The following is a 21,901-nucleotide window of genomic DNA, read 5'->3' on the forward strand; positions in this document are numbered from 1 at the left end:
GAGACGCTGGGACACGGGCGCCTAGATCTTCCTTCCCGCCCGCTCCCAATAGGGATCGCGCAGGCGGCGCTTGAAGATCTTGCCGGAATCCTCGCGCGGCAGGTTTTGCTGGATTTCGACGTGTTTCGGGACCTTGTAATCCGCCAGCGAGGCCTTGAGCTGCGCGCGAATGTCGGCGCCATCCAGCGTGACCCCCGGCTGAGGTTCCACCACCGCCATCAGGGCCTCGCCGAATTCCGCATCGGGAATGCCGAACACCGCGCAATCGTGCACCCCCGGCAGCGCATGCAGCGCCGCCTCGATCTCGGCGGGATAGATGTTGACCCCGCCCGAGATCACCATGTCGCGCTTGCGGTCGCAGATGAAGACGTAGCCGTCCTGGTCGATGTAACCGACATCGCCCGAGGTGATGAAACCGTCGAGGTCGATCTCGGCGCGCTTTTCCGGCTTGTTGTGATAGGTGAAATCGGGATTGCCCGCGATCCGCGAATAGATCTCGCCGATCTCGCCTTGCGGCAGCACCTTGCCGTCGTCGCCGACGAAGCGAACCTCCGCGCCGGGCGCGATCCTGCCGACCGTGCCGGGCTTGTTCAGCGCGTCCTCGGAATTGGCGAAGGTGACCGCGCCGGACTCGGTGGAGCCGTAGAATTCGTAGATCACCGGTCCCCACCATTCGATCATCGCGCGCTTGACGTCGGCCGGACAGGGAGCTGCGGCATGGATGATGTGGCGCAGCGAAGACATATCATACTTGTTGCGCACGGCTTCCGGCAGCTTCATCAGCCGGATGAACATGGTCGGCACCATGAAGATGGTGTCGATCTTCTCGTCCTGGACCAGCCGCAGGAATTCCTCGGGATCGAACCGCGGCATCAGCACCAGCGCGCCGCCGAGACGACCGGCGCGCAGGCCGAACGAGTTCGGCGCGGAATGGTACAGCGGGCCGGGCAGCAGCGCCCGCGCGCCCGGCTTCAGGCCATAGATCAGCGCCCGCATGGCTTCCGCATTGGCGCTCTGCGCCGGCGTCGGGGCGTTGCGCCGCACCCCCTTCGGGTGTCCCGTGGTGCCCGAGGTGTAGATCATGTTCTGCGGCTGCGGCATTGCCGGGCCGTCATAGGGCGCCTGCGCCTGCAGCCAGGATTCGAAATCGGTGGCGAAATCGGGCGTGGCGAGATGCGCCGGATCGATCTTGTAATTGGCCAGGATTTCCGGCGGCGTCGGTACGCTGAGCGCGGTGACACCGGCCGGAATGGCATCGCGCAACTGATGCAGCATGTCGGCATGGCCGATCAAAACGGGCGTTCCGGAATCCTTCAGGATGTAGTTGATTTCCTCCGGCTTGAAATGCCAGTTCACCGGCACGGCGTAGGCGCCGAGCCGCATCGCCGCATAGGCCGCCTCGATGAAGGCGATGTCGTTGCGCATCAGGATGCAGACGCTGTCGCCCTGCGCCACGCCGAGCCTGCGCAATCCGCCGGCGATGCGGTCGGCACGATCGGCGACATCGGCATGGCCGCGGCGCCGGTCGCCGCTGATGATGCCGAGGAAAAGTGTGGATATCATTTGTCGCTTTCCGATCTGAGGTCGGGTTGTGAAGTATTCAGGTCATTCCGGGGCGATGCGAAGCATCGAACCCGGAATCTCGAGATTCCGGGTCTGGTCCTTCGGACCATCCCGGAATGACGACAGCGTCTACCCCGCATCCGCGAAGCGCGGCGCGCGCTTGTCGATGTTGGCGCGGACGGCTTCGAGCTGGTTGGGGCTGCCCATCAGCTTCATCTGCTCGACGGACTCGGCCAGCAGCGCCGGGCCGGGGTCGACCGTGAGGTTGTTGAGCATGCGCTTGCAGGCGCGGATGGCGTCGGGGCTCTTGCCGGCTATCTCGCGCGCCAGTTCGAAGGCGCTTGCGCGCGGGTCGTCGCAGATCCGCGTGGCGAGGCCATAGCTCAGGGCCTCCTGCGCCGAGAAAATCCGTCCCGTGAAGGTGAGTTCGCGCAGGATATCGTCGCGCACCAGGCTGGCCAGGATCGGCGTCCCCGCCATGTCGGGCACCAGCCCCCATTTGATCTCCATGATCGACATCCGGGCATCGGGGCTGAGGAACCGCATGTCGGCGCCGAGCGCGAGCTGAAAGCCGCCGCCGAATGCCACGCCCTGGATGGCGGCGATGACCGGAACCGGCAGCTGCCGCCAGCCCCACACCGCCTGTTGCGGGAAATTGGCGAGGCCATGGGTGCGCACGGAAAGATCACGCTTTTCGCCGCCCGCAACCCCGTTGCCGCCCTTTTCCTTCATGGCGGCAAATCGTCCCATATCGAGACCCGCGCAAAACGCCCGGCCCTCGCCTGACAATACCACCGCGCGAAGGCCCTTTTCCTCGGCGAGCCGGGCGGAAGTCGCCACCAGCGCCTCGAACATGGCGGCATCGAGCGCGTTCATCTTGTCCGCCCGGACCAGCCGGACATCGGCGACGCCCTCCGACATCGTGACCTCGACGCGCTTTTCCATCAGATTGTTCCCTTGCACTTGTTCTTGGTGGTTGCCGCTTTACAGAAAGGCGTCGGGCGGATTTAGTCAATCAACCAATTAACAGCAATCCCTTTGGGTGGAATCAGCCATGTTCACTGAAAAACTCCTTACCGGACGCAACATCCTTGTCACTGGCGGCGGCAGCGGGCTCGGCAAAGCCATGGCCGCGCGCTTCCTCGAACTCGGCGCCGAGATCCATATCTGCGGCCGCCGCAAGGGCGTCTGCGACGAAACAGCGACCGAGCTGATGGACCTCCATGGCGGCCGTGTGACCAGCCACGGGGTCGATATCCGCAACCCGCTCGCGGTCGACGAGATGATCGAGACCATCTTTTCGCAAGGACCGCTCACCGACCTCATCAACAATGCCGCCGGCAATTTCGTCTCGCGCACCCAGGACCTGACGCCGCGCGGCTTCGACGCCATCGCCAACATCGTCATGCACGGCACCTTCTATGTCACCCACGCGGTGGGCCGGCGCTGGATCGCCGCCAAGCAGCCCGGCAATGTGGTGTCGATCACCGTGACCTGGGTCCGCAACGGCAGCCCCTTCGTGGTGCCGTCGGCGATGAGCAAGTCCGCGATCCACGCCATGACCATGTCGCTGGCGATGGAATGGGGCCGCTACGGCATCCGGCTCAACACCATCGCGCCCGGCGAAATCCCGACCGAAGGCATGAGCAAGCGTCTCAATCCCGGCGACGAACCGGGAGCGCGGACCATCAAGCGGAATCCGATGGGCCGCGTCGGCAAGATGGAAGAACTGCAGAACCTCGCGGTATTCCTGATCTCCGGCGGCTGCGACTGGATCAACGGCGAGACCATTGCCATGGACGGCGCCCAGGCGCTGGCCACCGGAGGCAATTTCTACGAGATGCGCGACTGGACCGATGCCGACTGGATCCGGGCCCGCGATTCGATCAAGGCGCAGAACGAGAAGGACCGCGCACAAAGGGGGTGAATTTGTCGTCCCTGCGAACGCAGGGACCCATAATCCCGGGCGTCGTTGTTGTGCGAAGATGTCCGCCACCGCGTCGCACCGAGACGACGCGGCGTATGGGTCCCTGCGTTCGCAGGGACGACGTGTTGAGATATTGAGGAACAACGCTCCCCTTATTGTCTTTGCCGCGCAACGACGCCACTATCGCAACTAACAAACAAGAGACCACGGGAGAGACATGTCCGATACTCCTGAACCGGCCAATCTGGCCGACATGGTGCGCGCACGCGCCAAAGCCCGCGGCGATGCCATTGCCTATGAATTCGAGGGGCGCCAGACCTCGTTCGCCGGGTTCGATATCAAGACCAACCGCGTCGCCAACGCCCTGATCGCGCTCGGCCTCAAGCCGGGCGAGCGGATCGCCTATCTCGGCAAGAACAGCGACATCTATTTCGAACTGCTGATGGGCGCGATGAAGGCCAATGTGGTGATGGCGCCGGTCAACTGGCGGCTCGCCGGGCCGGAGGTCGCTTTCATCGTCGATGACTGCAAGGCGCCGGCCCTGTTCGTCGGGCCGGAATTCGTCACCCAGGTGCGCAACATCCTGCCGCAGTTGCCGAACGTCCGCCACGTCATCACGACCGAAGGCGGCGCGCCGGAATGGCAGGATTTTACCGCATGGCGCGACGCCCAAAGCGGCGACGATCCCAAGGTCCCGATCGACCGCAAGGATATCGCGATCCAGCTCTATACCTCGGGCACGACAGGCAAGCCGAAGGGCGCGATGCTGTCGCATGGCAATTTTCTCAACCTGGTGGAGACCGGCCGCGACCAGAAGCCCGACTGGAACAAGTGGTCGACCGACGACGTCTCGCTGGTGGCGATGCCGATTTTCCATATCGGCGGCTCCGGCTGGGGGGTGATGGGCCTCTATCATGGCGCCAGGGGCGTGATCGCCCGCGAGTTCGATCCCACCAAGGTGCTGGATTTCTTCGAACAGTCCGGCATCACCAAGCTGTTCATGGTGCCGGCCGCGATGCAGTTCGTGGTGCGGCAGCCGCGCGCGCGGCAGGTGGATTTCTCCAGGCTGAAATACATGCTTTACGGCGCCTCGCCGATCCCCGCCGCGCTGCTGAAGGAATGCATCGAAGTCTTCAAGTGCGGCTTTGTGCAGATGTACGGCATGACCGAGACCACCGGCACCATCGTGGCGCTGCCGCCGGAAGACCATGTCGAGGGGCTGGAGCGGATGCGCTCGGCCGGCAAGGCGCTGCCCGGTATTGAACTCGCGATCCTCGACGCCGACGGCAAGCGATTGCCGCCCGGCGAAGTCGGCGAGATCGCCACCCGTTCCGGCTCCAACATGGTCGGCTACTGGAATCTGCCGGAGGCCACCGCCAGAACCCTCGACAGCGAAGGTTGGCTGCGCACCGGCGATGCCGGCTACATGGACAGCGACGGCTACCTCTACATCCACGACCGCATCAAGGACATGATCATCTCCGGCGGCGAGAACATCTACCCCGCCGAAGTCGAAAGCGCGATCTGCGACCACCCCGATGTCGCCGAAGTCGCCGTGGTCGGCGTGCCCGACGACAAATGGGGGGAAGCGGTCAAGGCCATCGTGGTGATGAAGCCCGGCAGGAAGGTAACCTCAACCGACCTCATCAATTTCACCCGCGAACGCATTGCCGGCTTCAAGACACCGAAGACGATCGATTTCATCGAGGCGTTGCCGCGCAACGCCTCGGGCAAGATCCTGCGCCGACACCTGCGCGATCCCTATTGGGCGGGGAAGGATAGACAGGTGAATTGAGGCGTCCTGCGCACGCATTGCGCACGCCGTCATTCCGGGGCGCGCGCCAGCGCGAACCCGCAATCTCGAGCGTAAATTCTCCAGATTCCGGGCTCGATGCTTCGCATCGCCCCGGAATGACGGTCAGTCCCATGCGTGCGTGCGCAGGGACGAGAGGGCCGCGCATCACTGCCCCCTAATGCTTCCCCGCGCCCATATAGCCGAACAGAAATCCCGCCACCTTCCGCTTCTGGATTTCCTCGCTGCCCTCGGTGATGCGGTAGCGGCGGTGGTGGCGGTAGATGTGTTCGAACGGCTTGTGGCGGGAATAGCCCATGCCGCCATGCACCTGCATGGCGCGATCGGCGGCTTCGCAGCAGAGACGGTTGGCCCAGAAATTACACATCGAGACCCGGTCCGACAGCGTGTGCTCGACCTGCGCCTGGGTCAGCTGGTCCATCTCCCAGGCGGTCTTGCGGATCAACAGGCGCAGCATCTCGGCCTGGGTCGCGAGTTCGACCAGCGGCCACTGGATCGCCTGGTTTTCGGCGAGCGCCTTGCCGAACGGCTTTCGCTCGCGCGCGTATTTGACGCTCTCGTTGATGCAGTAGACCGCAGCGCCGAGCGAGCTGGCGGCCTGACGAATCCGGTTTTCATGCACAAAGCACTGCGCCAGCGACAGACCGCGGCCGACCTCGCCGAACAGCGCATCCTCGGGCACGAACACATCGGTAAAGCTGACGCGCGGGTGATCGGTCGGCATGTTGAAGGTCCACATGTATTCCTCGATCTTGACGCCCTGGGCGTCGGCCGGCACCAGGAAACAGGTGATGCCGCGGGCATCGCCGTCATTGCCGCTCGTGCGGGCGAACAGCGCGCAATGCGACGCGACGTGCATGCCGGTGGTCCACATCTTCTCGCCGTTGATCACCCAGCCCTTGACGCCGTCACGGGTAGCCTCGACCGCCCGGGTCTCCATGTGTGTGGCGTCGGAGCCGTGTTCGGGTTCGGTGAGACCGAAGGTGATGCGGTATTTCCCCGTGATCGAGCCCTCGATCATCGCCTTCTGGTCATCGCGGCCGTAACGGTCGAGCATGGTGACCAGCGGCAGATTGCCGACGATCGAATGCTCGTTCTGGAGGTCGTTATGCAGGCCAAGTCCCTTGGCCGCGAAATGCTCGCGGATCACCGCCATCCAGAGATTCGATCCGGCCTTACCGCCATATTGCTTCGGAATCGCGAAACGCAGATGCCCGGCGGCGTCGGCGAGGTTCTTGGCCTTGCGCAGCAACACTTCCCATTCTTGCCGCGGCAGGCCGCCCTTGTCGAAATCGGTGCGCGCCCATTCGCGGCGGTGATCGAAGAAGCGGATGTTGTCGTCCGCAGCTTCCAGCGGCTTGATCTCGCGCGCGATGAACAGGTCGAGTTCGTCGAGATAGGCGACCAGATCTGCTGGCAGATTGAAATCCACGGCGGTCTCTCCCGGAACTATCGTTGTTTTTCGTTTTGCGTTAAGGCGCTGCGCGCCCCCTGCCCGGGCCGATTAAGGTGAGAAGATGCAGTCCAAGTCAAGCAAGCGGATAGCGCTTGGCACGCGCGGGCGCCTTGCGTAATGGGATGGTACCTGACCGCGGACGCGCGCTACTATCCAGCCGATATTCCTCGCCGCAAAAAATCAAAATGGGAGCCGACATGGACCTGAAATTCTCCAAGGTAACGCGCAAGGGCCCGATCACGATCGTGACGCTGTCGCGGCCGGAAGTTTACAACGCGCTGCATACCGATGCGCATTTCGAACTGAACAGGGTGTTCGACGATTTCGCCGCCGATCCGGAACAATGGGTGGCGATCGTCACCGGCGCCGGCGACAAGGCGTTCTGCGCCGGCAACGACCTGAAATGGCAAGCAGCGGGCGGCAAGCGCGGCTGGGACACCGGCGGCTTTGCCGGCCTCACCTCGCGCTTCGACTGCGACAAGCCGCTTATCGCCGCGGTCAATGGCGTCGCCATGGGCGGCGGCTTTGAAATCGCGCTGGCCTGCGACCTCATCATCGCCTCGGAAAATGCCACCTTCGCGCTGCCGGAACCGCGCGTCGGCCTCGCGGCCCTGGCCGGCGGCGTGCACCGGCTGCCGCGCCAGATCGGACTGAAGCGCGCGATGGGCATGATCCTGACCGCACGCCACGTTTCCGCGGCTGAGGGCAAGGAACTCGGTTTTGTCAACGAAGTGGTCCCGGCGGGCGAGGCGCTGGCGGCCGCCGAGCGCTGGGCTGAAACCATCTGCAAGAACTCGCCGATGTCGATCCGCGCCTCCAAGCAGGCGATCCAGAAGGGACTGGCGGTCTCGCTCGAACAGGCGATCTCCGAGCAGCGCGACTATCCCGCCGTCAAGGCGATGGCGGCGTCGCAGGACTACATCGAAGGCCCGAAGGCATTCTCGGAAAAGCGTCCGCCGAAATGGCTGGGGAAGTAATATTCCGTCATTCCGGGGCGATGCGAAGCATCGAACCCGGAACCTCGAGATTCCGGGTCTGGTGCTGGCGCACCATCCCGGAATGACGACGTGGAATGGCGCCGCCAGCCTATTTCGTTCCCAGCTCCCGCTTGTACGACGCGTAATTCGGCTGATCGACCGCGAGCTTGTCCATGGTGGTCTGCCACAGGTGGTCGGCCAGTCCCGGCGTCTGCAGATCCGCCTCGCCCCTGGCGATGCGATCGGCCAGCGCGTGGTTCAATTCCGCAAGCGAACCCGGCTGGCCCAGCAACTGCGACAGCCGGACGAGCTCGGCCGCATCGCTTCGCTCCTCCAGCTTCAGCTGTCGCGTCACCAGATCGAGCGCGTTGATGGCGACCCGCAGCTTGAACGCATTATGACCGCTGAGCACGGGCGCGATGTCGTTGCGCAGGAAATCCGCGACCGCGCGGGTCAGTTCTTCCGGTGTAGGTTCGTCCTGCATTCTATTTCCCTCGCGGCGCCAGCAATCGCAGCAGATCGATCTCGGTTTCCGACGAGCGCCGCCCGATCATGGCGCGCTCGATCGATCGCTCGGGGCCGATGCGGAAGCGCTGCATCATGCCGCAGCACATCATGCCCCAGCGCAGCGTCCCCATCACTTCCCAATACTTGACGCGATCGGGATCGACGCGGCGGCCGGCCGCCTCATAGCCGGCAAACAATTCCGCGCGCGTGCCGAATCCGCCGACCGGCTTGTCGATCTCGCCGAATCGCCAGGAATTGACGCAGACCCAGCCGAGATCCTCCATGGGATCGCCGCCATGCGCGAGCTCCCAGTCCAGCACCGCCCGCACGCCGTCCGGGCCGATGATCAGATTGCCGTGACGGAAATCGCCATGCACCAGCGTCACCTCCCGGGATGGACCGGGGTCGCGCTCGCGCAGCCAGCGCAGCGCCAAAGCGAACACCGGCCGCGGCCATTCGAAACTCCGGTAGTCCCGCTCCATCTCGTCGATTTCCTTCGCCGCCGTCATGCGGCGCAGCCCGGGCAGCTGCGCGAGATCCAGGCCGTGGATTGCGGCCAGGATCCCGCCGATCTGTCGCGCCAGCCTTGGACGGGCTTGCGCAAACCCGGCATCGCGCAAAATCTTGCGCGGGATGGTTTCGCCCTCGACCCGCGCCATGATGAAGCCGGTGCCGAGTTCATCCTGCGGCCGCAGCACATGGAGCACGCGCGGCGACGGCACGCCGGCGTCAAAGGCCCGCTGCATCAGGATCGATTCGACATCCAGCCCGACCGCGCGCGGCGACGCGCCGTGGCCCTGCGGCGCCCGGCGCAGGATCGCGCCGATGACGCCATCGGGATGGCCGATATCGAACGACCAGGTCTCCTGACTGGCGCCGCCGGACAGTCGCGCCACGTTAGTGACGCCGGCGGCACCGGGACACCACGACGCGACGCAGCGCCCGAGCGCTTCCTGCATCATTTGCCCTTGAATTTGGCAGGACGTTTTTCCAGAAACGCGGTGACGCCTTCCTTGAAGTCTTCTGCGGCTCCGGCCTTCCTCTGGAATTCGAATTCGAGGTTGAGCTGGTCCTCGAACGAATTGTCGGGGCTGTCCCAGTACAGTTTGCGGATCAGCGACAGAGCGATAGTCGGGCCATTGGCGAGTTCATGAGCGAGTTTCATGGCCTCTTCCATCAGGACGGCGTCGTCATGGACCCGGTTGACCAGCCCCCATTCCAGCGCCTTTTCGGCCGGCAGCCGCTCGCCCATCAGCGACAGCTCCACCGAACGCGCCTTGCCGATAATCCGCGGCAGCAGCCAGGTCGATCCGCAATCCGGCACCAGACCGATGCGGCGGAATGCCTGCAGGAAATACGACGAGCGCGCGCACAGGATCATGTCGCCCATCAGCGCAAAGCTCATGCCGGCGCCGGCCGCCGGGCCGTTGACGGCGGTCACGATCGGGCAATGCAGGTTGCGCATCCGGCGCAGGAACGGATGGAAGCCGATTTCCAGCGACGAGCCCGCGTTGCTCTTGCCGGGCTTTTGGTTGTTGCGACCCTGCAGATTGGCGCCGGTGCAGAATGCGCGCCCGGCCCCGGTCAGCACCACGCAGCGGATTTCGGCCTTGTTTTCCTCAATGGCATCGAGCGCCTCGGCCAGGCCGCCCAGCATGTCCATCGACACCGCATTCATCACCTCCTGGTGGTCCAGCTTCAGAATGGCGACCGGACCGTCGATATCCAGCGTGACGTGTTTGAACTGCATTGTTTCCTCGTGTGTTGCGACCCGCATTATTTCGCCCTGCGGTACAAAGGGTCTCATCTCGAAGCCATATTTGATTTTCTGGATGGCCTTGTCCATGGTTGGACCCGCACATCCGCCCGCCATCGGGCGCACGGCTGAAGTGCGCCGTCCCAAATGGAAACACCCCAGTAAATACCCAAGGGAAACCACTCATGAGCATATTCAACCTCACCGGCCGTGTCGCCGTCATTACCGGGGGCAATGGCGGCATCGGACTCGGCATCGCGCAGGCGCTCACCGCCGCCGGTTGCAACGTCTCGATCTGGGGCCGCAACGCCGACAAGAACAAGGCCGCCGCGGCGTCGATGGCGGGGTCCGGGGGCAAGACCGACACCCGTGTCTGCGACGTCAGCGATCCCGCTTCCGTCAAGGCGGCGATGGCCGCCACGCTGGAAACCTTCGGCCGGGTCGACGGCTGCTTCGCCAATGCCGGCATCGGCGGCGGCGGGCGGCGCGCCTTCATCGAGCGCACCGAAGAGGAATGGCGGAACATGTTCGCGACCAATCTCGACGGCGTCTTCCATGTATTTCAGGCCGCGGCGCGGCACATGACGGAACGCGCGACGGCAGGCGATCCGTTCGGCCGGCTGGTCGCAACTTCGAGCCTGGCATCGATCTTCGGCACCGCACGGAACGAGCATTACGCCGCCACCAAGGCCGCCATCAATGCGCTGTGCCGCGCGCTCGCGGTCGAACTGGCACGCCAGGGCGTCACCGCCAACGCCATACTGCCCGGCTGGATCAAGAGCGAGATGACGGCTGGCATCATGGCCAACGAGAAATTCGTCGCCAATGTGATGCCGCGGATTCCGGTGCGGCGGTTCGGCGAGCCCGCGGATTTCGGCGGCATCGCGGTCTATCTGATGAGCCAGGCGTCGTCCTATCACACTGCCGATTGCTTTGTGATCGACGGCGGCTATACAGCGTTCTGACACGGCAAGCGTAGCAGGCACGAGGCGGCTTCAGCCGTTCGGCGAACAAGGGAGGAAATACTAGATGTTTTCGCACGTGATGATCGGGACCAACGACCTCGACAAGGCCCAGTCGTTCTATGACGCGGTGCTCGGCACGCTCGGTGTTCCCGCCGGCAGGCTGGACCGCCATCGCATCTTCTACCGTACCAAGACCGGCGTGTTTTCGGTGTCGAAGCCGATCGACGGCAAGCCCGCGACGCCCGCCAATGGCGGCACCATCGGCTTTCTCGCCGCCTCGGCCGAGCAGGCCGACGCCTGGCACGCCGCCGGCATCGCCAATGGCGCCACCAGTTGCGAGGATCCGCCGGGCGTGCGCGAAGGGCCTGCGGGCAAACTCTATCTCGCCTATCTGCGCGACCCCGACGGCAACAAGATCTGCGCCATGCACCGCATGGCCTGATCTGATGACCTGCCCCGCGGTCGAACATTGTTTCAAACAGCAATAATTCGACGGCGATGCTCAAATAGCGCCAGACTTAGGTCTGGCGCGGCTGTAAAGTTGCCTTTCCTGGGAGGAACAAGAATATGAACAAGAACGTCAGTGTGCCCACGAGCTATGCGATGGACCCCGGTGACGAGTTGAACGACCTGCGCATGTCCGAAAAGGCGCGGCCGCTGTTCGACCATGTCAACAAGTTCATCCGTGAAACCGTCGAGCCGATGTCGGTCGAGTTTTACCGGCTCGGCGAGAAGAAGGCTGATCGCTGGAGCTTCGCGCCCGGCCAGCTCGACGTACTGCAGAAGGCTAAGGACAAGGCCAAGGCCGAGGGGCTGTGGAACTTCTTCCTGCCCGACGCCGAGACCGGCGAAGGCCTCAGCAATCTGGATTATGCCTATATCGCAGCCGAACTGGGCAAGAACCCGCTGGCCTCGGAATCGATGAACTGCTCGGCGCCCGATACCGGCAACATGGAAGTGCTGGAACGCGTCGGCACCAAGGAGCAGAAGGAGAAGTGGCTGAAGCCGCTACTCGCCGGCGAGATCCGCTCCGCCTACGCGATGACCGAACCGAACGTGGCCTCGTCCGACGCCAAGAACATTTCGACCACGGCAAAACTGGTCGGCGACGAATGGGTCATCAACGGCGAGAAATACTACATCTCCGGCGCCGGCGACCCGCGCTGCAAGATCATGATCACGATGGTCAAGACCAGTCCCGACGCGCCGCCGAAGAACCAGCAATCGCAGATCCTGGTGCCGATCGACACGCCCGGCGTCGAGATCATCGGACCCATGACCGTGTTCGGCCACGATCATGCCCCGCGCGGGCACATGCACATCCGGTTCGACAATGTGAAGGTGCCGAAGGAAAACATGCTGCTCGGCGAAGGCCGAGGCTTCGAAATCTCCCAGGTCCGCCTCGGTCCGGGCCGCATCCACCACTGCATGCGCACCATCGGCAAGGCGGAGAAGGCGCTCGACCTCATGGTCAAGCGCGGCCTGACCCGCGAGGCGTTCGGCAAGAAGCTGGTGCAGCTCGGCGGCAATCTTCAGATCATCGCGCAGGCGCGCTGCGAGATCGAAGCCATGCGGCTGATGGTGCTGAAGGCCGCCAAGGCGATGGACGTGCTCGGCAACAAGGAGGCCCGGGTCTGGGTCAGCATGGTCAAGGCCATGGTGCCCGAGCGCACCTGCCGCATCATCGACCAGGCGATCCAGATGCACGGCGCCACCGGCATCTCGCAGTGGTCGCCGCTGTCGGAAATGTACACCGACGTGCGCCACCTCCGCTTCGCCGACGGTCCCGACGAGGTACACTGGATGGTGGTGGGTCGCCACGAATTGCAGCAGCACTGAGAAAAAATCGCAGGGTGGGCAAAGGCGCCCTTGCGCCGTGCCCACCACCGGTTTGACCACACGCACCATGGTGGGGACGCTTCAAGCGTGCCCACCCACGAAGCACGCCGCCGCTAAGCCGGCCGGTGCGCGCGGAGGAATGAACGGATCTGGCGCACCGCCAGCGGAACCCGCTCCTTCGGCTCCTTCCACGGGAACATGCTGACTTCGGCGTTCGGCGCCAGCATCGCCGTCTCCATGGCCACGGCATAGGGATGGGCCGGGATATCGTCCGGCAGGATCAGCACCGGCGTCCGGCAATGGCGCACGAAATCGCGCGTCACCGTGAACACGAAGTCGGGGTTGCTGTGGTACATTCTGGCCAGGAACTTCTCGGCCATCTCCATCGTGAGATCGGGCCGGCGCTTGATCAGCTCCGGCGCCCAGCCCTTGATGTTGTTGTCGTAGAACAGGTCGCGCATCTCGGGACGCGAGCCCGACGGCATCGCCAGCACGCCGGCGACGACGCGGTCCGGCGCACGCTTCAGCAAATTCCAGATGAACGGGCCGCCGATGCAGAAGCCCAGCACCATGAACCTGTCGATGCCCAGATGATCCATCAGGCCGAGCTGGTCGTCGGTATGGGAATCCCAGGGACGGTCGATCTCCAGCGGGCCGGAGGACTGGCCGGGCGGGGCATTGCGCAGGTCGAAGGCGATGCAGCGGTACTCGTTCCGGAATTCTTCCATCGCATTGAAGGGCGGATAGCTGCCGGTGATGCCCGCTATGCTCGAATTCAATCCGCCGCCGGCGATCAGCAGCAGCGGAAAGCCGGAACCGGCCTCCTCGTAATGGATGCGGACGTCGCCTCTTTCGTAAAAACCCATGGCAGCTCCCCCACTCTCCAGAGAATTGACGATTACGGTGACGGCGGCAAGGCGCGGATCGAGGCGATCCGCCAGGCGCCGTTCTGCTGCACCATGACGAACAGGATCGCTCCCGCGACCGCCCTCGCCCCGGAATCCGCGGGAATGCGAACGCCCGTCATGCGATAGGTGGCATCCACCAGGGCGACATCCGGCGTCACCAGGCGGATCGCATCGATCTGCGTCGCGGTGATGGTGGCATCCCGGTACGAGGGCTGCCGCTTCTGCTCCGCGGACAGCGCGACGAGCGCGTCGCGCCCGGCGGATTTTTTTCCCGTGGCGCTGACGAGGTCGGCATCGCTGGTCAGCAGGTGTCGATAGCTCTCCAGGTCGCCTTCGTTCCAGGCCGTCCGGCGCGCTTCGAGCACCCAAGCGACCGCCGCCTCCGCCGCTTTGGCATCCCCGGCCATCTCGGCAATCAGGACGCGGCGCGCTTCTGCGGGGGCTCCGCCGCCGTAGTCGCAAAGCCCTCGTAGCCCTTTGCCGCGACGTCGTTGCAGATCTGGCGGTAGACGCCGACGCCGCCGATATAGGGCATGAAGATCTGCGGCTTGCCCGGGACGTTGGCCCCCATGTACCAGGAATTGGCCTGCGGATAGAGCGTGCTGTGCGCGACCTCGTTGACATGCGCCACCCATCTGTCCTCGGCGTCCCGGCCGGCTTCGATGGCGGCAAGATCGCGGTCGCGCATCCAGGCGATGCAGTCGGTGATCCATTCGACATGCTGCTCGATCGACACGATCATGTTGGACAGCACCGACGGGCTGCCGGGACCGGTGACGATGAACAGGTTGGGGAAGCCCGCGCTCATCAGGCCGAGATAGGTTTTGGGACCTTCCGCCCATTTCTGGTTCAGCGTCTGGCCGTTGCGTCCGCGAATGTCGATCTTCGCGACCGAACCCGTCATCGCATCGAAACCGGTCGCCAGCACCAGCGCGTCGACCTCGATTTCCCTGGCCGAGGTACGAACCGCGTGCGGCAGGATCTGACGGATCGGATCGGATTTGATGTCGACCAGCGTCACATTGGGACGATTGAAGGTGGCGAAAAAATCGGTATCGATGCAGATGCGCTTCGAGCCGATCGGGTGATCGTTCGGCTGCAGCAGTTTCGCGGTCTGCGGATCCTCGACGATCTCCGCGATCTTGTCGCGGACGAAACCGGCGGCGGTGTCGTAGGCGGCCTTGTCGAAGGCGAGGTTGTTGTAGACGCCCATGAAGGTCAGGCCGCCCTTGCTCCAGCGCGACTCGAATTTGGCGCGGCGTTCGTTTTCGCCGTCATCGAGCGCGCCCCGATCCGGCACCTCCTGCACGATGCCGTTGCGCATCTCCTCGCGCGCGATCCGCCGAATCTCCGGATAGTTCGCCCGAAACGCCTCGCGCTCGCCGGGCGTCAGTTCGGCGTTGCGGGCGGGAATGGAAAAATTCGCGGTGCGTTGGAACACCGTCAGGTGGCTGGCCTGCTCGGCGATCACGGGCACCGACTGGATCCCCGACGAGCCCGTGCCGATCACGCCGACGCGCAGACCGGTGAAATCGACCTCCTCATGGGGCCAGTGCCCGGTGTGATAGACCTTGCCCTTGAAATCGCCGAGGCCCTTGATGTCAGGCATCTTCGCATTCGACAGGCAACCGGTGGCGAGCACCACATATTGCGCCGTCACCGTCCTGCCGTCCGATGTCGTCACCGACCACGTGTTGGCGATCTCGTCGAATTCGGCGCGATCGACCCGGGTTTCGAACTGGATATCGCCGCGCAGATCAAACCGGTCGGCGACATGCTGGGCGTATTTCAGGATCTCGGGCTGTGGCGCGTAGCGCTCGCTCCAGTCCCACTGCTGCTGCAGTTCGTCGTCGAACGAATAGGAATATTGCATGCTCTCGACGTCGCAGCGCGCGCCGGGATACCGGTTCCAGTACCAGGTGCCGCCGACATCGCCGCCCTGCTCATAGACCCGCGCCGACAGACCCTGCCTGCGCAGCCGGTGCAGCATGTACATGCCGGCAAAGCCGGCGCCGACCACGACGACGTCATAAGCCCCGGCGGCAGCGGGTTGGCTTTTGGCTGACACGGATGGCAAGGCGGACATTCGAACTCCCCGGGGATTATTCTTGTGTTGCCCGGCAGCATTCTACCCGCAGCGACAAAGCGCAAGGGTCAAATCGGGCATACCGGGCTGCATATTTTGCCGCATGGAATGCACGTTGCCGGAGGAACGCCTGTCGCCCTCGTGTGAGGAGCGCGCAAGGCTTGGCATGCACACCCCTGATGCGCTAGCGTCATTTGAGCATTCGCCGTCCAAATCAAAAAGAGCAGCGCCAAAGGCTGCCGCAGGGAGTGAGCACAACCATGAAATCGCCGATCTGCGACATGCTGGGGATCGAATTTCCCCTGCTCGCCTTCAGCCATTGTCGCGACGTGGTCGCGGCCGTCAGCCGCGCCGGCGGCTTCGGCGTCCTCGGAGCGACGGCGCATTCCCCCGAATCGATCGAGCAGGAACTGAAGTGGATCGACGACCACGTCGACGGCAAGCCCTACGGGCTCGACGTGCTGATCCCGGAAAATATCTCGACGGCGGGCGAGAAGGACGTCACCTGGAAAAGCCTGGAAGCGCGGATCTCGCCGGAGCACCGCGCCTTCACGAAGAACCTGCTGAAGAAATACGGCATCGAACTGACGAAGACCGATGTCGCCGACAACCAGCCGCAGCCGTTCGACGCGCAGCGCGCAATGGAATTGCTGGAGGTGTCCTTCAACCACCCGATCAGGCTGATCGCCAATGCGCTCGGCGTACCGCCGAAGGCGATGATCGAGATGGGCAAGAAGCATGGCGTGCCGGTGGCGGCGCTGGTCGGCGCCAAGGAGCATGCGCTGCGCCAGGTCGCGGCCGGCGTCGATATCCTGGTGGTGCAGGGCACCGAGGCCGGCGGCCATTGCGGCGAGGTTTCCACCATGGTGCTGGTGCCGGAGGTGATCAAGGCCATCAAGCCGATCCGCGACGTGCCGGTACTCGCCGCCGGCGGCATCATGACCGGACACCAGATGGCGGCATGCATGGCGATGGGCGCGGCCGGGGTGTGGACCGGCTCGGTGTGGCTCGCCACCGTGGAATCCGAGACATCGGAAATTTTCCGCGAGAAGATGATCGCGGCCTCCTCGCGCGACGCGATCCGCTCCAGGGGCCGCACCGGCAAGCCGGCGCGGCAGCTGCGCTCGGTCTGGACCGATGCCTGGGACCGCGGACCCGACAGCCCCGGCGCGCTGCCGATGCCGCTGCAGAGCATCATCAGCCGCGACGCCTTCACCTCGATCGATCGCGCCGCGGCCTCCGGCAACGCGCAGGCGCGCGACCTCGTCAGCTATTATGTCGGACAGGGCGTCGGCCTGATCGACAGCGTCAAATCCGCCGGCGCCGTGGTGCAGGAATTCAAGGAAGATTTTATCGAGGCGGTCGAACACATGAACGCGCTGGTGGCGGAGTAGTTCTCGCCGCGCGTCATTGCGAGGAGCACTTGCGACGAAGCAATCCATTCTGTCTTTTTGTTGCAGGATGGATTGCTTCGCTACGCTCGCAATGACGGAGGACGCCGCTCTGGCGGAAATCAATCTTCTGAATAGAGAAACAAGAAAATGCAAAACTCCTCCCCCGTCTCCGAAGACCGCATCCCCGTCATCGTCGGAGTTGGCGAAATCACCGACCGGCCGAAGGAAATCGCCGACGGGCTTGAGCCGCTCACGCTGCTCGAACAGGCGCTACGGCGCGCGGAGGCCGATTCCGGCGCCGAGCTGCTGGGCGAGATCGACTCGCTCGACATCGTCAATTTCCTGAGCTGGCGCTACCGCGATCCGGAGAAACAACTGGCCGGACGCCTCGGCATCGCGCCGGCGCATCTGTATTACGGCCCGGTCGGCGGCGAGAGCCCGATCCGCTATCTGCACGAGGCGGCCCAGCGCATCGCGCGCGGCGAATGCAGCGTGGCGGCGGTCTGCGGCGCCGAGGCGCAGTCGACCGCGACCAAGGCGGAGCGCGCCAAAATCGATCTGCCGTGGACGCCGTTCGCGCATGACGTCGAAGAGCCCAAGCGCGGCGCCGCGTTCCAGAAACCGATGGCGGTCAAGCTCGGCGTCTTCAGGCCGGTCACCGTCTATCCGCTCTACGAAACCGCGACCTCGGCGCATTGGGGCCAGACCCCGCGGGAGGCGATGGCGGAATCCGGCGACCTGTGGTCGACCTTTTCGAGGGCAGCGGCGGAGAATCCCCATGCCTGGCTGAAGCGGCACGTCAGCGCCGAGGAGATCACGACGCCGACGCCGGACAACCGGCTGATCGCCTGGCCCTACAACAAGCTGATGGTGGCCAATCCGACCGTCAACATGGGCGCGGCCGTGCTGCTGACCAGCCTCGCGAAAGCCAAGGCCGGCGGCATCCCGGAGGATCGCATCATTCACATCCGGGGCGGCGCCTCGGCGGAGGAGCCGCGGGATTATCTGCTGCGCGACCAGTTCTACGAGAGCCATCCGCAAAATGCCGTGCTCAAGGCAGTGATGAATCTCGTCGAAGGCGACGGCAAGAAATTCGACGCCATCGAGCTCTATAGTTGTTTCCCCGTGGTGCCGAAAATGGCGCGGCGGACGCTGGGGCTCGGCCCCGACGTGCAGCCGACCGTCACCGGCGGCCTTACCTTCTTCGGCGCGCCGCTCAACACCTACATGACCCACGCCGCCTGCGCGATGGTGCGCAAGCTGCGCGGCGGCGCCCAGCTCGGCCTGCTCTATGGCCAGGGCGGTTTTGTCACCAAGCATCATGGACTCGTGCTGTCGCGGCAGGCGCCGCACCACGCGCTGGCGCAGGACACCAGCGTGCAGGCCGAAGCCGATCGCCGCAAAGGCGCGGTGCCGGATTTCGTCACCGAGGCCGGCGGCAAGGGCAAGGTCGAGAGCTTTACCGTGCTCTACGGCCGCGGCGGCGAGGTCGAGCACGGCGTGGTGATGCTGCGGACCGCAGCCGACGCCCGCGCGCTGGCGCGGGTGCCGGCCAATGACAGCGCGACCCTGGCGCATCTGACGAACCTGGACCGCACGCCGGTGGAAACGCTGGGCGATATCGCCACGGCGGAGGACGGCGTGCTGGAATGGCGGGCGGGATAGCCTGCGTCCTATCCCTTGCTGCCCTGCCGCTCCGACGCCGTCGCGGGTTTCGCCCCGCCACCGGCCTTGTCGCCGGCAACGCGGACCGCGTCGCCGTCGGCGATGCCATCGGGCGGCGCGACGATGACGCGATCATCGGGCGCGAGACCCGAAGCGAGTTCGATGTCGCGGCCGAGGTCGCGGGCGATGGTGACCGTCTTGAACAGCACCTTGTCGTCGGGTCCGACGGTAGCGACGCGCATGCCGCTCTTGTTGAAGATCAGCGCACTGGCGGGGATGTGCAGCGGCTGGGTGTCACGCTGCAGGCTCAGCCGCACACTGGCGTAGCCGCCCGGCATCAGCTCACCCCCGGCATTGTCGAGCGCGAGCTGCATCCGCGTGGTGCCTGAGCCGGCATCGACGGATTGCGACGAAGCCTCGACGGTCGCGAGAAAGGTCCGGTTGGGATATTCCGGCATCGTGAGCACGGCCTTGGCGCCGATCTTGATGGAAGGCACGTAGGTCTGGGGTACGTTGACATAGACCCGCAGCCGGCTGATGTCGGACACCACGAACATCGGCGGTCCCGAACCGCCACCGGCATTGATCAGGGCGCCGACGTCGGTATCGCGCGCGGTGACCACGCCGTCGAACGGCACCGTGATCTTCTTGTAGCCCGCCAGCGCCTCCAGCCGCTCGACATTGGCCTGGCCGGAATTGACCGCGGCCTTCTTGTTGGCAAGGTCGGCGGTGCGTTCGTCGATTTCCTGCATCGACACGAAGTTCGAGGCGAGCAGCGTTTTGCGGCGGGTCAGCGTGGCCTCGGACAGTCTGGCGCTGGCCTGCTGGCTGGCAAGATCGGCGCGCGCCTGCAGCAGTTGCTGGTCGAGGTCCGGCGCCTCGATCTCGGCGATCACCTGGCCTGCCTTGACCTGCGCGCCGATGTCGGCGCTCCAGCTCTTGAGGTAGCCGCTGACGCGGGCGAAGATCGGCGCCCGCGAATAAGCTTCCAGCCGGCCCGGCAGATCGAGGGTGGCGGCGAGCGCCCGGGCGTCCGGCAGCACCACCGCGACGGTCGGGATCGCCTGATCGTCGGTCCATTCGCGCAGCTTGGCGCTGGAATCCTCGCGCGCGCGGATGCCCGTGACCACCACCAGCACCGCGGCGATCCCGGCCACCGCGCCGAAAATGCCCAACTTCCGGCGCGATACCGGCGAGCCGTGTTCAGTGGGCATGCGACGTCTCCGGTGCGGCGGCGGCTTTGGCGCCCTGCTTCTTGTGTACCATACTGAAAACCACGGGAACGAACATCAGCGTGGCGACCGTAGCAAAGATCAGGCCACCGATCACCGCGCGTCCGAGCGGCGCGTTCTGTTCGCCGCCCTCGCCGAGGCCGAACGCCATCGGCGTCATGCCGATGATCATCGCCAGCGCCGTCATCAACACCGGGCGGAACCGGACGAAACCGGCCTCGATCGCCGCGGCAACGGGATCGCCGAGTTCCTCATAGCGTTCGCGCGCAAACGAGATCACCAGCACGCTATTGGCGGTGGCGACGCCCATGCACATGATGGCGCCGGTCAGGGCCGGCACCGACAGCGTGGTCTGGGTCGTGAACAGCATCCAGACGATGCCGGCCAGCGCCGCCGGCAATGCCGTGATGATCACGAACGGGTCCGACCATGACTGGAAGTTCACCACGATCAGTAGGTAGATCAGCACCACTGCGGCGAGCAGGCCGAACAACAGTCCGGAGAACGCGCTGTCCATGGTCTCGACCTGGCCGAGCAGCACCACCGAGGAACCTTTCGGCACTTCCTTCGCGGTTTCCGCGATCGCGGTCCGGACGTCGGCGGCCACCGCGCCTAGATCGCGCCCCTGCGGCGTTGCATAGATCTGCACCATCGGCTGGATGTCGTATTGCGAGACCACCGCGCTCGAGGCGGCCCGGGAAATGCTGGCGATGCCGCCGAGGATCGGCGGAACGGCGCCCGCGGCCGCCGTCAGCGGCAATGTCTCCAATGCGCCCAGCGAGTCCATTTTGTATTGCGGCGTCTGCATCACGATCGAGTAGGACACCCCGTTGTCCGGGTTGAGGAAGAAGGTCGGAGCCACCTGCGAACTGCCGGCCAGATTGACGACGAGGCTGTTGGTGACGTCGCGTTCGGTCAGCCCGACAAACTGCGCCCGGGTGCGGTCGACATCGACATTGAACGTCGGATTGTTCGGCGATTGCTGAATGCGCGCATCCGCAATGCCGGGAATCCGGCGGATCCGGTTCAGCAGCGTGTTGGCGTAGGCGAAGTTCTCGGCCACCTTCGCGCCGCGTATCTGCAGATCGATCGGCGCCGGGGCGCCGAAATTCAGGATCTGGCTGACGATGTCGGCCGGCAGGAACGAGAACGTCATGCCGGGAAACATCCGCGGCAGCTGTTCGCGCATCGCCAGCACATACTCGTCGGTCGGACGGTGACCCTCCTTCAGCTTGATCAGGATATCGCCATCCGCCGGACCGATCACGCCGGTGTTGTTGTAGGTCATGTTGATGCCGCTGATCGGCATGCCGATATTGTCGGCGAGCGTTTCGTTCTCGCCGGGCGGGATGATCTTGCGGATCGCCTTCTGCACGTCGGCGAACTGATTGGCGCTTTCCTCGACCCTCGTGCCGACCTGGGTGCGGACATGCATCAGGATCGAACCGGCATCGACCGAGGGAAAGAAATTCCGGCCGAGATACGGCACCAGCAGGAACGAGAGCCCGACCAGGCCGATGAACCCGATCACGAACACCGGCCGTCGCGCCAGCGCCAGCGACAGCAGGTCGCGGTAGCCGCCGCGCAGCCGCTCGAAGCGCGCTTCGAAAGCCCGCTGGAACCGGACCAGCGGATTGCGCGTCGGCGGCGGTCCCCCGCCTTCGGCATGACGGACATGCGGCTGCAGCAAATATTTGGCCATGGTCGGCACCAGGGTGCGCGACAGCAGGAACGACCAGATCATGGCGAATATCACCGCCAGCGCCATCGGCACGAACAGAAAGCGCGCCACGCCCTGCAGGAAGAACATCGG

At 64.7% G+C, this 21,901-nt stretch carries 19 protein-coding genes; 8 read left to right on the forward strand and 11 right to left on the reverse strand.

Going from position 1 to position 21,901, the window contains the following annotated elements:
* Positions 1–21: 21 nt before the first annotated feature.
* Both Q8R73_RS08755 and Q8R73_RS08760 read right to left on the reverse strand, forming a co-directional pair.
* Entirely contained in the window at positions 22–1,563 is a 1,542-nt protein-coding gene (locus Q8R73_RS08755; protein ID WP_305719150.1) for an acyl-CoA synthetase, read from the reverse strand.
* Positions 1,564–1,692: 129 nt separating this feature from the next.
* Positions 1,693–2,508: a crotonase/enoyl-CoA hydratase family protein gene (locus tag Q8R73_RS08760; protein ID WP_305719151.1), complete on the reverse strand. Its 816-nt coding sequence runs from the start codon at positions 2,506–2,508 to the stop codon at positions 1,693–1,695.
* A 109-nt stretch (positions 2,509–2,617) separates the two neighbouring features.
* Here Q8R73_RS08760 and Q8R73_RS08765 point away from each other — a divergent pair, with 109 nt between their 5' ends.
* Both Q8R73_RS08765 and Q8R73_RS08770 read left to right on the forward strand, forming a co-directional pair.
* Complete coding sequence (locus Q8R73_RS08765; RefSeq protein WP_305719152.1) at positions 2,618–3,490, forward strand: SDR family oxidoreductase; 873 nt, start codon at positions 2,618–2,620, stop codon at positions 3,488–3,490.
* A gap of 217 nt (positions 3,491–3,707) precedes the next feature.
* Positions 3,708–5,285, forward strand: coding sequence for a fatty acid--CoA ligase (locus tag Q8R73_RS08770; RefSeq protein WP_305719153.1), 1,578 nt, complete (start codon positions 3,708–3,710; stop codon positions 5,283–5,285).
* Positions 5,286–5,460: 175 nt separating this feature from the next.
* Here the strand turns inward: Q8R73_RS08770 and Q8R73_RS08775 are convergent, their stop codons facing one another.
* Positions 5,461–6,735: an acyl-CoA dehydrogenase family protein gene (locus Q8R73_RS08775; protein ID WP_305719154.1), complete on the reverse strand. Its 1,275-nt coding sequence runs from the start codon at positions 6,733–6,735 to the stop codon at positions 5,461–5,463.
* A gap of 221 nt (positions 6,736–6,956) precedes the next feature.
* Here Q8R73_RS08775 and Q8R73_RS08780 point away from each other — a divergent pair, with 221 nt between their 5' ends.
* Positions 6,957–7,736, forward strand: a complete 780-nt coding sequence (locus Q8R73_RS08780; RefSeq protein ID WP_305719155.1) for an enoyl-CoA hydratase-related protein — start codon at positions 6,957–6,959, stop codon at positions 7,734–7,736.
* A 109-nt stretch (positions 7,737–7,845) separates the two neighbouring features.
* Here the strand turns inward: Q8R73_RS08780 and Q8R73_RS08785 are convergent, their stop codons facing one another.
* Genes Q8R73_RS08785 through Q8R73_RS08795 form a run of 3 tightly spaced genes read right to left on the reverse strand, consistent with a single transcriptional unit; the run spans position 7,846 to position 9,993 of the window.
* The gene (locus Q8R73_RS08785; RefSeq protein ID WP_305719156.1) at positions 7,846–8,220 is read right to left on the reverse strand and encodes a DUF6285 domain-containing protein; all 375 of its coding nucleotides are present in this window, start codon (positions 8,218–8,220) and stop codon (positions 7,846–7,848) included.
* A gap of 1 nt (position 8,221) precedes the next feature.
* Positions 8,222–9,205 carry a phosphotransferase family protein gene (locus tag Q8R73_RS08790; protein WP_305719157.1) on the reverse strand — a complete coding sequence of 328 codons (984 nt, stop codon included), beginning with the start codon at positions 9,203–9,205 and terminating at the stop codon, positions 8,222–8,224.
* Positions 9,202–9,993: an enoyl-CoA hydratase/isomerase gene (locus Q8R73_RS08795; protein ID WP_305719158.1), complete on the reverse strand. Its 792-nt coding sequence runs from the start codon at positions 9,991–9,993 to the stop codon at positions 9,202–9,204. The genes Q8R73_RS08790 and Q8R73_RS08795 overlap by 4 nt, the downstream gene beginning before the upstream one ends.
* Before the next feature lie 191 nt (positions 9,994–10,184).
* On the opposite strand from Q8R73_RS08795, the gene Q8R73_RS08800 reads away from it, so the two are divergent.
* The 3 genes from Q8R73_RS08800 (at position 10,185) to Q8R73_RS08810 (ending at position 12,803) form a co-directional block, all read left to right on the forward strand.
* On the forward strand, positions 10,185–10,964 hold the full coding sequence (locus Q8R73_RS08800; RefSeq protein ID WP_305719159.1) for an SDR family NAD(P)-dependent oxidoreductase: 780 nt from the start codon (positions 10,185–10,187) through the stop codon (positions 10,962–10,964).
* A gap of 64 nt (positions 10,965–11,028) precedes the next feature.
* On the forward strand, positions 11,029–11,406 hold the full coding sequence (locus Q8R73_RS08805) for a VOC family protein (RefSeq protein WP_305719160.1): 378 nt from the start codon (positions 11,029–11,031) through the stop codon (positions 11,404–11,406).
* Positions 11,407–11,531: 125 nt separating this feature from the next.
* A complete protein-coding gene (locus tag Q8R73_RS08810; RefSeq protein ID WP_305719161.1) occupies positions 11,532–12,803 on the forward strand; it encodes an acyl-CoA dehydrogenase family protein in 1,272 nt (423 codons plus the stop codon).
* Between the two features lie 113 nt (positions 12,804–12,916).
* Here Q8R73_RS08810 and Q8R73_RS08815 read toward each other — a convergent pair whose 3' ends face one another.
* Genes Q8R73_RS08815 through Q8R73_RS08825 form a run of 3 tightly spaced genes read right to left on the reverse strand, consistent with a single transcriptional unit; the run spans position 12,917 to position 15,797 of the window.
* A complete protein-coding gene (locus Q8R73_RS08815) occupies positions 12,917–13,669 on the reverse strand; it encodes an alpha/beta fold hydrolase (RefSeq protein WP_305719162.1) in 753 nt (250 codons plus the stop codon).
* 32 nt (positions 13,670–13,701) lie between these two features.
* Entirely contained in the window at positions 13,702–14,118 is a 417-nt protein-coding gene (locus Q8R73_RS08820) for an SgcJ/EcaC family oxidoreductase (RefSeq protein ID WP_305719163.1), read from the reverse strand.
* 8 nt (positions 14,119–14,126) lie between these two features.
* A complete protein-coding gene (locus Q8R73_RS08825; RefSeq protein WP_305719164.1) occupies positions 14,127–15,797 on the reverse strand; it encodes an NAD(P)/FAD-dependent oxidoreductase in 1,671 nt (556 codons plus the stop codon).
* Positions 15,798–16,057: 260 nt separating this feature from the next.
* On the opposite strand from Q8R73_RS08825, the gene Q8R73_RS08830 reads away from it, so the two are divergent.
* Together Q8R73_RS08830 and Q8R73_RS08835 are read left to right on the forward strand one after the other, a co-directional pair.
* On the forward strand, positions 16,058–17,191 hold the full coding sequence (locus Q8R73_RS08830) for a nitronate monooxygenase (protein WP_305719165.1): 1,134 nt from the start codon (positions 16,058–16,060) through the stop codon (positions 17,189–17,191).
* A 147-nt stretch (positions 17,192–17,338) separates the two neighbouring features.
* The gene (locus Q8R73_RS08835; protein ID WP_305719166.1) at positions 17,339–18,856 is read left to right on the forward strand and encodes an acetyl-CoA acetyltransferase; all 1,518 of its coding nucleotides are present in this window, start codon (positions 17,339–17,341) and stop codon (positions 18,854–18,856) included.
* 8 nt (positions 18,857–18,864) lie between these two features.
* Here the strand turns inward: Q8R73_RS08835 and Q8R73_RS08840 are convergent, their stop codons facing one another.
* Positions 18,865–20,070 (reverse strand): efflux RND transporter periplasmic adaptor subunit, encoded by a 1,206-nt coding sequence (locus Q8R73_RS08840; protein ID WP_305719167.1) that lies wholly within the window; start codon positions 20,068–20,070, stop codon positions 18,865–18,867.
* A partial coding sequence (locus Q8R73_RS08845; protein WP_305719168.1) for an efflux RND transporter permease subunit occupies positions 20,060–21,901 on the reverse strand: 1,842 nt, incomplete at its 5' end. The genes Q8R73_RS08840 and Q8R73_RS08845, both read right to left, overlap by 11 nt.

Origin of the sequence: Bradyrhizobium sp., from assembly GCF_030697065.1 — a bacterium.
Taxonomy (GTDB): domain Bacteria; phylum Pseudomonadota; class Alphaproteobacteria; order Rhizobiales; family Xanthobacteraceae; genus Bradyrhizobium.